Here is a 13,756-nt window from a genome sequence, read left to right as displayed (position 1 = left end):
CGAGTTTCCGCTCCGAATTGCCTTCGCGCGCTAAAATCGCAGCGCGAAAGCAGGTCGTCGCGCTGCGCGCGTGTCTGAAGACCGGCGTAGTGAAACATTTGCCGGAGTTTTTACTGGCGTTTGTTGTTGGTTTTGCCGAAGCTGACCACATTTGCCGGGGATTTTATCCCACATTTGGAGCGCGCAGGTCATCTAGTCTTGCGGCTTTTGCGGCTCTTGCGACTCCGCTTCAGTATTCTCGCGCTTTTTCAGCATAAAACGCGCGCGTCTGGCATCTCGCTTAGCTTTCTTTTCAGCGAGCTTCTCTTTGTTCATCTCGATTGCGCGCTTGTAAATCTTAAGCAGCTCAAGTGCTTGGCTCTTAAAATCGTTATTTTTCGAATACTCGAGCACGTTCGCCTTAAGCTGAGCCTGCTCAGTCTCGCTCATATTCAAAACTTTACTAAAAACAGTTTTAAAATCTTCCTTAGTATCCCACTGATACCCGTTTTGACCGCTGATAATCTGCTTCTCATTCGGTACATCATGCTTTACAAGCGCAAACAGACCGGAAGCCATTGCTTCTAACATCGAAAGTGAGTGCATTTCGGAAAGTGATGCGGTTGTGTAGTAGTCCATTGCGTGCAAATACTTTGGAATTTCCGTGTGAGCAATAGGCCCAAGCAAGCAAATTCTGTCGTCAAAACCATTATCTGCCACGCGCTTGCGCAACGATTCCAAATCAGGACCGCCGCCAATAACAAATAAGCGCGCTTTTTCGCGAGGAAAATCGCAATACATAAAGTTGTCAATTAATTCTGAAATATTTTTTTCAGCACCGATTCTACCAACGAAAACAAACAGCTTAGTAGAGTCAGAAACGCCATATTTTTCGCGGAAAGCTTTGCGGAATGCAAGTCGTTCAGGTGTTGGTAGGAACTTTTTATATTCCACAGCGTTATTCAGCACAATCACTTTTTTATCAACCTTCTGACGGTCAATATATGCCTGTGCTTTAGGAGACATGCTCGTAATAATTGTGGCATTTTTCGAGAATCGCATAAAATATTTCGCCGAAATATTGCGAGAGAACTCAGTAAAATGCTTTAAGCCAATGTAAAACAGGAATTTATCGTATTCCGTGTGAAGCGTATAAATAACGGGAATATGCTCTTTTTTTGCTACTTCCAAGCCGATTTCGCCAATACCAAATTCGTTTTGAATATGAATAACGTCCGGCTTAAATTTAAGCGGCAGCTGCTTTCGCATGTGACCAATCGGAAGGGCAACGCGGTATTTGTAAAGCTTTTTAAGCAATATGCCTGGAACGTAAACAACTCCATCTTCAAGCTTGGTTTTGCGCTGTTTTTCGGAGCCGACCGTGACTACTAGCACTTCATGCCCGAGCTCTTCATACATCTTTTTGAGCATGTAAGACTGTGTTGCGACGCCATTTATGTACGGTGGATACGTTTCTGTAAAAATAGCGATTTTCAAAGTTTCCTCCGGTTGCATACATGCATGCGTAGCGTCATTATTGCGCAAATATCTTGTGTACTCAATTGTGCCACACGTGGTGAATTTTAGTGCAAGTTTAGTGCAAGTTTAGTGTGATTTTTCGCGACTTTTGGCTTATCCTAGCGTCGAACCGTAACGTTTACGCTTACTTTCGCCCCATTTTCGAGCGTATGCTTAACCGTGCAACCCCTGGAAATATGACGTTCCATGCGCTCTTTAAGCGCGGCCGCATCTTCCTGGCTGAGTGCAGGTTTTGCGCAAGTTGCGTCAAGAGTGACGTCTTCTTGAAAACGCAAGTACGTGCCTTCTTCCGCGTCGTACGTGCCGTTTACCACAACTCGCGCGCCGGCACCTTCGCCAACCGCCTGCTCAGCCGCGTACTGGCTGCTAAGCGCGGTGCAGCCGGCTAAAGCGATTTGCATTAATTCAACCGGGTTGAACATGCCTTCGCCGTGACCAAACTTCAAGCTCACACCGTCGTCGCTGTGTGCTTCCCAAGTGCCGTCCTCGTTGCGCTCTACCCATAATCTTCTAGACATTTTTGCTCCTTTGCTGTAGTCGTATTTGTTCATGTTATCGTAAGGATTGTAACTTTGCGTTCAATTGCAGAAGTTAGCGTTTTGCGCGGTAGGCATATGGTTTTACGAGCGCGATTCTTTAAATTTATTAGCACTTTGTTAACATGGCAGCATGGCTTTAACAGAAGAAGAACTTGCCGCAATTCGCGCGCGCGTACCACAAAAACCGCTTTCCAGCATCCCAACTCCTTACGAGGATTTAGTGCGAAAAATCCTTACGGAAGGCACTTTAAAATCAGATCGCACCGGCACTGGCACAATCTCACTTTTTGGTCAGCAAATTCGCTTCGATATTAGCAAATACTTCCCGCTGATTACCACGAAAACCGTGTTTTTCAAAGGACTTGCGTACGAGCTGCTTTGGTTCCTTAAAGGCTCGAGTAATGTGCGTTGGTTGCAAGAAAACGGCGTTCATATTTGGGACGAGTGGGCGGACGAAAACGGCGATTTGGGCCCTGTTTACGGCGTGCAGTGGAGGAGTTGGCCGGCTCCGACAGCGGAAAATCCAAACCGCACAATCGACCAAATCGCAAACGTTCTGGATCTTATGAAGAATCACCCAGATTCTCGCCGCATGATTGTTAGCGCTTGGAATCCTGCGGAAGTTGAGCATATGGCGTTGCCACCATGCCACTCGCTTTTCCAGTTCTACGTTGCCGACGGCAAGCTTTCGTGCCAGCTTTACCAGCGTTCTTGCGATATGTTCCTCGGCGTGCCGTTTAACATTGCGTCCTACTCGCTTTTGACGATGATGATGGCTCAGCAGGCAGGTTTGGAGCCGGGTGAGTTCGTGTGGACGGGCGGCGACTGCCATATTTACGACAATCACGTTGAGCAGGTGCTTGAGCAGCTTTCGCGCGAGCCATACCCGTATCCGCAGCTTGAAATTCGTAAGGCGGATTCGATTTTTGACTACGATTACAGCGATTTTAAGGTGATTGATTACAAGCATCATCCGACGATTAAAGCGCCGGTTGCTGTGTGATAATTGCGAATTATTTTGCTTGATTTAGCGTGTGAGGTGCGTATATGGCAAACAGCGTGTCACATAATTTCCCTGTGCGACTGATTTGGGGCGAGGCTTTTGGTTTGGACGGCAGGCCCGGCGCGATGGGCGTAAACGGAGGCATGCCGTGGCGACTTTCGCCGGATTTGCGCTATTTTAAGGCGATGACTATCGGTTGCCCTGTGATTATGGGTCGCGGTACATGGGATGCGACGCCGCCGAAATTCCGTCCGCTTCCGGGGCGCGAAAATATTGTTGTTACGCATAATCCTGATTTTGTGGCGGATAGAGCGCGTAGTTTTACTAGCATTGATGCGGCTTTAGATTATGCGCGCGAATGGCTGGAAAATAGGGAAGTGCTGGAAAGTCAGGAAAGCGTATCTCAAGACTCGCCTTTAGACGGACGAGCAATCTGGGTTATTGGCGGAGCTGCGATTTTGCGCGAAATGCTTGCGAATTATCACGCAGACGCAGCTTACGTAACGCAAATTGAAGCGAAAGTTGCAGCGGACACATTTGCTCCGAATATTCATGCATTAGTTGATGCAGGAAAATGGCATGTTGCGCGCGAAGGCGAGTTTGAGGAAGCGCCGCTGAAAGTTGGTAGCGAAAGCAATCCTGCACGATACCGGTTTATGGTATATGAGCCTGCTCAGTAAACGAGAAATCGCAAAGTAAACGAGACAGCAAAATAAACGAGGAAATATGACTGAAGAATCAAGCAAAATCAAGGTCGACGCGCGTCGCCCATACACTGTTATGACGGTTTGCACAGGTAATATTTGTCGCTCGCCAATGGCGGAAATTGTGTTGCGCAACGAGTTTCAATTGAGGGGATTGGGTGACGTTGTTGCCGTGCGTTCCAGTGGTGTAAGCGACGAAGAGTACGGAAATCCGATTGACCGTCGCGCGCAAAGGGAATTAACTAAGCGCGGATATGGGCTTCCTGCTTCGCATTTTGCGCATCGAATTGAAGCGGATGAGATTGCGGAAACGAACCTGTTTTTGCCTATGACGGCTTCGCATATGCGCTCGCTTTTGCGTTTGTTGCCGCCGCAAAAGCGCGAACTTGTGCATATGTATCGCGCGTTTGATCCGTCGCTCCCTAAACCGCAGCCTGGTCGCGAGATGTTGCTTGACTTGGCTGATCCGTGGTACGGAGGTCCTCGCGAGTTCGAAGTTGCGATGGATCAGGTTGAGCAGTGCGCGCCTTACATAGTTGATTGGGTTGCTGCTCGCATTGAGAGGGTTAACTAAAGTAAGCGCTCCAAATGTGAGGTAACGTTCGCGCTATAAGCGAGCACTTATAGTGCGAGCGTTTCCTCGTGTTTGCGGACATAGTTTAAATTTGTAGGTATAGTTTTACAGGTATCAATTACCGCTCTGTTACTTTTAGTTGGGAGGATTTATGGCAGGTTTGGCTGTCGAAGACGTGCGCGCTCGCGTGCAAAACGCCTGGAATGATGTAGTTTCCGTGTTGAATAAGAAGATTTCGCTGGCTGCGGTTTCTGCTAAGGGTATTGCCGGCGAGCATATGCAAAAGTCCGCGCAATACGTGGCTGGGGTATTGCGTGAGGTTGGTATTGACGCGCGCGTTGAGCAGTCCACGAATCCGGACGGCACTCCGGGGGCTTTTGAAGTGGTCGGCTCTCGTATCGTAAACCCAAGTGCGCCAACGGTTTTGCTGTACGCGCATCACGATGTGCAGCCTGTTCCGGACCCATCCGAGTGGAACACAAACCCATTTGAAGGCACAGAGCGCGACGGTCGCCTCTACGGACGCGGCTCAGCTGACGACGGCGGCGGAATCGCAATTCACTACGGAGCTTTGCGCGCACTAAGCGACGATTTGCGCGTAAATATTAAGGTTTTCATCGAAGGCGAAGAAGAAATGGGCTCGCCAAGCTTCATCCCGTTCATTGAATCGCATAAAGACGAGTTCGAATCCGACGTAATTATCGTTGCCGACTCCGGCAATTGGTCCGCCGAAATCCCAAGTCTTACAACGAGTTTGCGTGGAAATACCGACGTGGATGTAAGGGTTAAAGTACTTGGTCATCAAGTGCATTCTGGACAGTTTGGCGGTCCGATTTTGGACGCTTACACGCTCGCTTCCATGCTTATTGCCTCGCTTTACAACGAAGCTGGCGACTTGGCAGTTCCTGGAATTGAAGCACAGGAACCGGTTGGCGGTTTGCAGCGCGATTTGGACGAAGCACAAGTGCGCGCCGACGCTTCCGTGGTCGATTCTTATAAGCTTGCAGGCACCGGTTCTCTCGCCGCGCGCATGTGGACTAAGCCAAGCCTGACGGTAATCGGCATGGACGCACATCCTGTTGAGGGCAGTTTTAATGTGATTGCGCACGAAACTAAGTTGCGTCTTTCGCTTCGTACCGCGCCTTCGCAGCGTCCGGAAGAAGCGCAAAAAGCGTTGTGTGACTTCTTGGTATCTCACGCGCCTTTTGGTGCGGAAGTTACTGCAGAGCCGATTGATAACGGCATGGGTTGGGCAATGGATCCGGATGCTGTTGCAACGAAGGATGCGCTCGCTTCTATGCGCGATGCTTTCGGCGTGGAGCCGGTAAACAAGGGCGAGGGCGGCTCGATTCCGTTTATTCCTGAGCTTCAGCGCATCTTCCCGAAGGCGCAGGTGCTGGTGACGGGTCCGGAAGACCCTAAGTCTAATGCACACAGCCCGAACGAGTCGATTTCGCTTTCTGGTTTGCGCGGAAATATTGTGACGGAAGCGCTGCTTTTGGATCGATTGGGCGAGTAATTCTGGCTAATTTTGCGCGAAGGCGGCATAAACTTTGCAACGCTGTAAAGTTTCTGCCGTTTTTTGATATGTACCCCTTTTTCTTTACATGCGCGTAAAGTTTCTGCCGTTTTTGTGGCGATTCTCGACCGAAATTTTACGTTACTGTAAATTTTCTGCCGTTTCCGCCGCGTCTGCATGCGTCTAGTCTGTTGAGTAATCTGCAAACATGACATGGAATCCATTTGCAAAGAAAACTGCCAATAATGAGGGCGCGTCTACTCCTTCGTTGCAAAAGAAAGTAGCGGATGCAGAATCGTCCGTAGCGACGAAATCTCGCGAAAAAAACGCGCCAACTCCTAAGCGCAACGCTGCTCAGGCGCAAAAGCTTCGTCCACTAGTGCCGGCAGATCGCAAGGAAAGTGCAAAACGCGCACGCGCTCGTCTTCGCGAATCTGAGAATTTGCAATACAACGCAATGCGCACTGGCGATTTGGCGCATATGCCAAAAATTGAGCAGCTTCCGTGGCGTGTGTATATTCGCGATTACGTGGATGCTCGAATTAATATTGGCGAGTTTTTCATACCAGTTGCAGTGCTGATTATGATTTGCTTGTTTGCGCTATCTAAATTTGTGATTGTTTATTTTGTTTTTGCAGTGTTCTTGTACGCGTATTTGTTTGCATCTGTAATTGACATGTTTGTTATGTGGCGTAAGTTGCGTAAGGAGCTGATTCGTCGTTTTGGTGATGTGGCTGTGTCGCGCAAATCGCGTTCCGGCATGTATGCATTCAGCCGCGCTATGCAGCTTCGTCGCTGGCGTTTGCCTAAGCCGAGTAGCGCAAAGCGTGGTAACTGGCCGAAGTAAGTGTAAAAGTAAGTGCACAAGTAAGTGCAAATTTATTAATATTTGCACAAGCTACTATTATTATTTGAGATACTCAAAATAACGCGAATATCATGGGGTAAACGCATGGCACAAGATAAAGCACAAAGCAAATCGCAAGGCGCGTCTCAGGGCGCGACGCAAGGTATGAAGAAGCCTAAGAAAAAGCAGGGCATGTTCTCGCAGATTATACGTATTTATAAGTACACGCATTCTGACGATAAGCAGCTGCCTTTGTGGTTGTCTTGCGCGTTTGCTGCACCGATTTTGGTTGCTGTAATTCTTGGAATTGTATCTCGTTGGTCCATTTTGATGTGGATTATGATGCTTATTACAGCGGCGATGCTTGGTTTGCTGCTGTTTACTGTTGTACTTACGAAGCGCGCAGATAAAGTTGGTTACGCAAAGTTGGAAGGTCGCCCGGGTGCGGCTGCTGGCATTATTTCTGCGATTAATAAGGGCGGTTTTACTTTTCCGCAGCAGCCTGTGTGGGTGGACGCGCGCACGAAGGATGCGCTTTGGCGAGGCACTGGTTTTAACGGAATTTTCCTCGTTGGTGAGGGTAATTACGAGCGTTTAATGCATGCTATGGATCGACAGGAGCACGCTATTAAAAGCGTTACTGCCGGATCTAATATACCTGTATACCGTATTGCTGTTGGTAATGGCGAAAATCAGGTGAAGCTTAAAGAATTGCGCGGAAAGGTGTTGCGCTCGAAGACGCTACAGCCTGTGAAGCACAAGTTTGCGTTGTTCGATAAAATTCATCCGAACCGCCGATTCTTCCTTACTAAGACAGAGCTTGCGATTTTGAATGAGCGTTTGCGCACGTTGCAAAGCAAGAGTGGATTTGGCATTCCGAAGGGCATCGATCCAACGCGTCCTCAGCGCATCAGCCGTCGTGCAATGCGCGGTAAGTAAATTAAGTAAATTTTAGTGTTTTAGCCTTATTGTTGCGTGCGTAAGTGGCGTTTGTTCGTCGCTTGCGCACATTTTTATTGATGCGACGACCTGCTTGAGCGCAGCACAGCGCGCGCGTTTGGAGGGTTGGCGTCGACGCAGTGCCGTACAATCGTCAATCGACACGGGTGCTCTGTGTTATCTCGCTTATGCAAGCGTGAACATTCAGAGCTGAGAGAAAACCGCTTGAACGTGAATCCGGGTAATACCGGCGCACGGAGGTCTGTTTTTCCCGTGCCTGGAGAGGTGTTGCAAGGTTTCTTTGTAACGCAAAGTATTGCATGTAACGCATCACGATGTAACGCGTTTGACGCACAACATCGTAGTGTACACATGTAACGCAAAATATTGCATTGCGCACAATGTAACGCATTGCAACACGTAACAAGAAAGGCACATTTTTATGTCAGAAGAAAATTATCAGTCCAACATGCAGTGGCGTGTTGCAGACATCGCAGTTGCTTCCGTAATTGGCGTTGTTTCTGCTTTTATTTATTGGGTTGTTGCCATTTTTAGTGAGGTTCCATGGACTGCGCTAAACAGCATTCTTCCAGGTTTTGCAGGTCTTATTAACGGTCTTTGGCTCTTCGCTGCTCCTTTGGCCGCAGTAATCGTGCGTAAGCCGGGTGCTGCTATTTACGCTGAAGTCGTAGCTGGCGTGCTCGAAGCTTTGATGGGCAATCAGTGGGGTGGTGCTGAAACCTTCGCTATTGCAGTGGTTCAGGGTCTGTTTGCTGAAATTGCGTTCATTATTTTCGCTTACAAGAAGTGGAATTTGAACACAATGATTCTTTCCGGCGCATTGACTGGCATTGGTTGCTGGGGTTACACCTTCCTCGGTAAGTTACAGGCTGTTAGCGTATTCGGCAAGTATGGTCTTCCATACTTCGCCAGCACAGTGGTTTCCGGAATTGTGTTTGCTGGTGTTTTAATGTGGTTCTTGTATGTGGGAATCGCTAAGACCGGCGCGTTGGATCAGTTTGCGTCCGGTCGCGAAATACGCGAAAAATAGCGAATAACGTATTAAGAAATAACTAAAATCTATCATTGCCATAAAGGATTTACTATGCCTGATGCTACTCAATCGCAAGAATCTGAAACTTTCCTTCCAACAGATTTAAGTGATCGCAAGAGTATCAGCAACGCTAGTGACGCAAGTAGAGCTAGTGATAACGCTTCTAACGCAAGTAACGCTGAACTTCGTTTTGAGAATTGGGGTTATCGTCATGCTTCCCGTCGCGCTTTTGCTGTGCGCGGGTTGGACCTCACGATTAAGGCGGGGCAGCGCGTGTTGCTGCTTGGTGCATCAGGCATCGGTAAATCCACGATTTTAAGCGGCGCGGCAGGTCTTATTGGCAATGATTTTGTGGCGAAAAATAGCGCAAAATCCCAGCAAACCACTCTCGTCGAAGATGCCGATGGTGGTGTGAGCGAGGGTTGTGTTTTGGTTGACGGCGTGCCGGTTCGACGTGCGCGCGGTCGCGTTGGTTTGGTTTTGCAAGATCCGGATGCACAGGCGATTTTCCAGCGTTTGGGGGATAACGTTGCGTTTGGTCCGGAAAATATGAACGTTCCGCGCAACGAAATTTGGGATCGCGTGCGCAAAAGTCTTAAAGAAGTTGGGTTGGATGGCTTGCAATTGCATCGCTCAACTTCGCATTTAAGCGGCGGTCAGATGCAGCGTTTGGCGCTTGCTGGCGCGCTCGCTATGCAGCCGAGTGTGCTGCTTTTGGACGAGCCGACTGCGAATTTGGATCCGGATGGCACGCAGCAGATTGTTGGTGCTGTGCGCGCGGTTTTGGATTTGACGCACGCCACGATGGTGCTTGTGGAGCATCACGCGGAGCCGTGGATTGACATGATTGACCGCGTGGTTGTGCTTGGGCTTGAGAATGATGAAGCTGCGAACGGAAAAGCTGCGAACAACGAAACCGTTCACGATGACGATATTGCGCGCGTGGCTTCTTCGCGCACAGTGATTGTGGCGGACGGCACGCCAGACGAGGTGTTTAATCGCACCGATTTGGACTTTGAGGATCTGGGTATTTGGCTTCCGGAACGCTACAAGAAAAACGTAAAATCTTCTGCAAATGAATCTTCCGTAAGTAATTCTTCCGCAAATGCAGAATCTTCTGAAAAATATTACGAAAACTGCGATCCAGCAGAAGGCTACGGAGAAGTGCTACTTTTCACGAAGGACCTCGCAATCAGCCATAATAGCGAGCCGATTGCGCGTCACATCAATCTTGAGTTTAAAGCCGGACAGATTACGGCTTTGGTCGGCGCGAACGGTGCTGGAAAATCAACGCTTTCGCTCACTTTGGCTGGTCTTTTGCCGGCAGTAAGCGGCGAGGTTGTGGCGAGTGATGCTCTTGCTCAAGGCGCGAATGGTACGGATCCAATGAAGTGGAAGTCGCCTGATTTGGCGAAGCGCATTTCGTACGTTTTTCAGAATCCGGAGCATCAGTTTGCGTGTGGTTCGGTGTTGGATGAGGTTATGTTGGGGCCGCTTCGCACGGGTGTTTCGGCGGATGAGGCGCGCGCGAAGGCTCAGGAGTTGCTGAAGCGATTCCGTCTGGCTCGTTACGCGAAGGCGAATCCGTACACGCTTTCGGGAGGTGAAAAGCGTCGTCTGACTGTGGCGGCGTCGCTTGCTGCGGCTCCGCGTGTGCTGATTTTGGACGAGCCGACTTTTGGGCAGGATCGCAAAACTTGGTTGCAAATTATTCGCTTGATTGCAAGCCTTCGTAGCGAGGGTGTGAGCATTATTGTGGTGACGCACGACCGTGAGCTGGTTGAGGCGTTGGGTGCGCGCTTGGTTGAGCTTGTGCCGGATGCGAAAGCTGAAGCTGCTGAAATGAGTGCTGCTGAAGTGAGTGCTTCCGAAGTGAAATCTTCCGAAGCGCTTTCCGCAACTACCGGCGCAACAGACATTTCGCGTATCAAAGTGAGCGCTGTAAACAATCGCGACGAGGAAGCGAAACTTTCAAGCAAATCGCCGCTTCTCGCGTCAATTAATCCAGTATTTCGCATTTTTGGAGCGTTCGCGGCTTCGATTCCGCTATTTTTTACGCTTGATTGCGTTTCTGCTTCGGTCGCGTTGCTGTTGGAATTTGTGATTTTTGCGTGCATTAAGCTTCCGCCATGGCGTGTGATTCGCCTTTCGTGGCCTGTGTGGGTGGGTGCGCCGACTTCCGCGCTCACTGTGTTGCTATACGGCAAAAGTGGCGGAAATACTTGGTTCCAGTGGTGGCTGATGCATGCTACGGATCGTTCGGCTATGTTGGCTGTTGCAACTTCGCTTAGGATTTTGGCGATTGGCGTGCCGTCGATTGTGATGGTGATTGGGCTTGATGCTACGGATTTGGCAGATGCTTTCAGTCAGGTGCTACATTTGCCGGATCGATTCGTGTACGGCGGTTTGGCTGGAATTAGGCTGTTTGGCGTGCTACAGGATGATTGGGCGGCGCTGACTGCGTCGAGGCGTTCGCGCGGTTTGGGTGATGAGCATCGCGTGAGGGCGTTCTTCCCGCAGTCGTTTGCGCTGCTTGTGCTTTCGATTCGACGCTCGACGACGCTCGCCACGGCTATGGAAGCGCGCGGTTTTGGGGGAATTGGTGCGCGTTCGCACGCTCGCGTGAGTCGTGTGCGTGCGCGCGACTGGTGGATTTTTGCTGTGTGCGCGATTGTGCCGTCGGTTGCTGTTGTGGCTGCGCTTTACTTCGGCACCTTCGCCTTCCTTGGCGGCGCGTGAGTTTTTCTATGCGCGCGATGGCTGCTTTTGATAGCGGTTTTTGCTAGCGGCGCGTTATTTCCTTTACGCCGCTGTAAAGTTTCTGTCGCTTTTTGCTTCGCATCCCCAGTCACAATCTAGTTTCTAAAGCACAACCACACTAACCTGCCCTGCCTGCGTCAATAAAGCCGCAGGCAGACCTCGCTTGCGTTGAAAGCACACTGTGCTTTCAACCCTAAGCAAGCTCGGCGCTCTGAGTTGCTTTCGCGCGCCCTGTGCTGCGCTCAAGCAGGTCGTCAGCGCACACAACCACAACCAAATTCCCAATGTGCCCACATGTGAGTCTGTCCTGCCTTCGTCAATCGAGCCGCAGGCAGACCTCGCTTGCGTTGAAAGTACACTGTGCTTTCAACCCTAAGCAAGCTCGGCGCTCTGAGTTGCTTTCGCGCGCCCTGTGCTGCGCTCAAGCAGGTCGTCGCGCATCCTCACTAGCGTGTATACTTTCTCGAGTTGCGGGCCTGTAGCTCAGTGGATAGAGCGTCTGCCTCCGGAGCAGAAGGTCGTGGGTTCGAATCCCATTAGGCCCACTTTTGATTTTCTACTTTTGGTCGTGCCTGTCTATTCGTTGCTTTTCGTGTAGTGTTTTGTAGAATATTTGCATATGCGCTGGTGCATTTAAAGAGTCATCGAATGCTATTGGGGTAGTATTCGCAAAAATAAAAGATATTTATCCATAGTTTGGAAAAGGGGAATACATAGTATGGACAATCAATGCGATTCGGATATAAAGAAAACATGTGCAATTAGTAAATTGCCTGTGAAGCTTTCGTCAATAGATCAGATAAAACATCTTAAGAAGCAAGGTATAACTTTTAACAAACAATCTGAAGATTCTGCAATTTCCTACCTTTCAATCTTCTCATATTATTTTGAGACTTGTTCATATAAAAAATTGTTTAGCAAGAGAGTTGGTGGATCTAGGGATGGCCAGTATATTGACTTGGATTTTGATCAATTATGCAAAATAGAGCAGCTTAATAGGATGTTTCAAATACTTTTGCTTCTAATAACTTTAGCTATAGAGCATGAGGCAAAAGTTAAGTTAATGAAAATGTTTACTGAAAATCCTGAAGAAGATGGATACTCCATTGTTGAAGATTACATGTCTAGTCTTTATAACGATGACCGCAAAATACTAATTGCTGAATTAGAACGACTTAAAGATGGGAAATATAGCAGAGAATCGGCGGCAAAGTATACAGGTGGAATGCCAATTTGGGTATTTGTTGAAGGTATTACATTTGGAACATTGTTAAGATTTTATCGTTTTTGCGCAAAAAGATGGGGTAGTAGAGAGATGCAGAAGGAGCATCACTTATTGTGCAGGGTAAAATCCGTGCGTAATGCTTGTGCTCATTCTAATTCAATATTGGATGGAATTACTGAAAAGAGTTTTGACAACGTGCTTTTGCTTGAAGAAGTAAGTAAAGCTATTGAAGCTGTAGGGTTCAATAAGCGTGCGAGGCGATCGAATATGTGTAATGCGAAGATGAAAGAAATAGTGATAACTGCATATATGTATAAGAGATTTTTGTCTAGGAATTATCAATGTGATGAATGCGTGAATGATCAAAAAAGCATTATTAGATACATTGCAGGAGGATTTATAAAAAAGGCATCTGAGTACACAAAAGAGTATGATAAAGCGAGTAAATTTAACTCATTGCTTGCTTTTATTTGTACTGTTATTGACAGTTGGATATGTGAAAGATAGAATTGAAAATGCTTGAAAACCTTAGGGTTTTGGGGGGCGGAAGTGCGAGAGTGCATCTGCCCCGATTTTTTTTTGCGCGCAAACGACTTTTTCTGTACACGGCTGCACAGTTTCTGTCGGATTTTCTTGCTGACGCGACGACCTGCTTTCGCGTTGCACAGTATATATAGCATGGCATATAGTGACGAATCTCACACAGTATATAGCGACGAAGCACACAGAATACAGCAGCGCAGCACACAACACACACAGCATATACCAGCACAGCATATAGCGGTGCGATGCATGCGTTATAACAACATGTAGTGCTTTGGGTTGGGGAAGTGGTCGGTTTTTAGACACGCCGAAGATGCGATTTTTGCGTTTTGGCGTCGGAAATTATGCGTTATAAATGCGTTTTACAGTAGATTTTTTAGCGATATTCGCGAATTATAGAAATTTTTTATATGCACAATTATAATACGTGTTTTGCTTGAAATCCTTCATGGGGGGGGTATAAATATTAGAGGCTTTTGGCAACCATGCTTGCATATAGGGCATAAGGGTATGTTATACTGACTACCTGTG

Annotated in this window: 11 protein-coding genes and 1 tRNA gene; 10 read left to right on the top strand and 2 right to left on the bottom strand. The window is 48.3% G+C overall.

What is annotated here, in order from left to right:
- Window positions 1-192 precede the first annotated feature (192 nt).
- Complete coding sequence (locus tag HXT40_RS05585; RefSeq protein ID WP_041160472.1) at window positions 193-1,494, bottom strand: glycosyltransferase; 1,302 nt, start codon at window positions 1,492-1,494, stop codon at window positions 193-195.
- 122 nt (window positions 1,495-1,616) lie between these two features.
- On the bottom strand, window positions 1,617-2,036 hold the full coding sequence (locus HXT40_RS05580; RefSeq protein ID WP_103013930.1) for an OsmC family protein: 420 nt from the start codon (window positions 2,034-2,036) through the stop codon (window positions 1,617-1,619).
- 151 nt (window positions 2,037-2,187) lie between these two features.
- Here HXT40_RS05580 and HXT40_RS05575 point away from each other — a divergent pair, with 151 nt between their 5' ends.
- From HXT40_RS05575 to HXT40_RS05530, 10 genes are all read left to right on the top strand, one after another.
- On the top strand, window positions 2,188-3,060 hold the full coding sequence (locus tag HXT40_RS05575; RefSeq protein WP_102155384.1) for a thymidylate synthase: 873 nt from the start codon (window positions 2,188-2,190) through the stop codon (window positions 3,058-3,060).
- 44 nt (window positions 3,061-3,104) lie between these two features.
- Window positions 3,105-3,740 carry a dihydrofolate reductase gene (locus HXT40_RS05570; protein ID WP_116431884.1) on the top strand — a complete coding sequence of 212 codons (636 nt, stop codon included), beginning with the start codon at window positions 3,105-3,107 and terminating at the stop codon, window positions 3,738-3,740.
- A 46-nt stretch (window positions 3,741-3,786) separates the two neighbouring features.
- Complete coding sequence (locus HXT40_RS05565) at window positions 3,787-4,338, top strand: low molecular weight protein-tyrosine-phosphatase (RefSeq protein ID WP_102703393.1); 552 nt, start codon at window positions 3,787-3,789, stop codon at window positions 4,336-4,338.
- A gap of 151 nt (window positions 4,339-4,489) precedes the next feature.
- On the top strand, window positions 4,490-5,857 hold the full coding sequence (locus HXT40_RS05560) for a dipeptidase (protein WP_076002670.1): 1,368 nt from the start codon (window positions 4,490-4,492) through the stop codon (window positions 5,855-5,857).
- Window positions 5,858-6,065: 208 nt separating this feature from the next.
- Complete coding sequence (locus tag HXT40_RS05555; protein ID WP_004105197.1) at window positions 6,066-6,704, top strand: DUF3043 domain-containing protein; 639 nt, start codon at window positions 6,066-6,068, stop codon at window positions 6,702-6,704.
- A 165-nt stretch (window positions 6,705-6,869) separates the two neighbouring features.
- On the top strand, window positions 6,870-7,643 hold the full coding sequence (locus tag HXT40_RS05550) for a DUF4191 domain-containing protein (RefSeq protein ID WP_076003139.1): 774 nt from the start codon (window positions 6,870-6,872) through the stop codon (window positions 7,641-7,643).
- A 442-nt stretch (window positions 7,644-8,085) separates the two neighbouring features.
- Window positions 8,086-8,694 (top strand): ECF transporter S component, encoded by a 609-nt coding sequence (locus tag HXT40_RS05545; RefSeq protein WP_004105192.1) that lies wholly within the window; start codon window positions 8,086-8,088, stop codon window positions 8,692-8,694.
- A gap of 54 nt (window positions 8,695-8,748) precedes the next feature.
- A complete protein-coding gene (locus tag HXT40_RS05540; RefSeq protein ID WP_102703394.1) occupies window positions 8,749-11,436 on the top strand; it encodes an ATP-binding cassette domain-containing protein in 2,688 nt (895 codons plus the stop codon).
- 493 nt (window positions 11,437-11,929) lie between these two features.
- Window positions 11,930-12,002: transfer RNA gene (locus HXT40_RS05535), tRNA-Arg, on the top strand.
- A gap of 173 nt (window positions 12,003-12,175) precedes the next feature.
- Window positions 12,176-13,189 (top strand): Abi family protein, encoded by a 1,014-nt coding sequence (locus HXT40_RS05530; protein WP_004110605.1) that lies wholly within the window; start codon window positions 12,176-12,178, stop codon window positions 13,187-13,189.
- Window positions 13,190-13,756 lie beyond the last annotated feature (567 nt).

The sequence above is a fragment of the Gardnerella sp. DNF01180P genome (genome assembly GCF_049244205.1).
GTDB classification, from domain to species: domain Bacteria; phylum Actinomycetota; class Actinomycetes; order Actinomycetales; family Bifidobacteriaceae; genus Bifidobacterium; species Bifidobacterium swidsinskii.
Note: the sequence above shows the minus strand (reverse complement) of the source record. Positions and strands in the feature narration are given on the sequence as shown.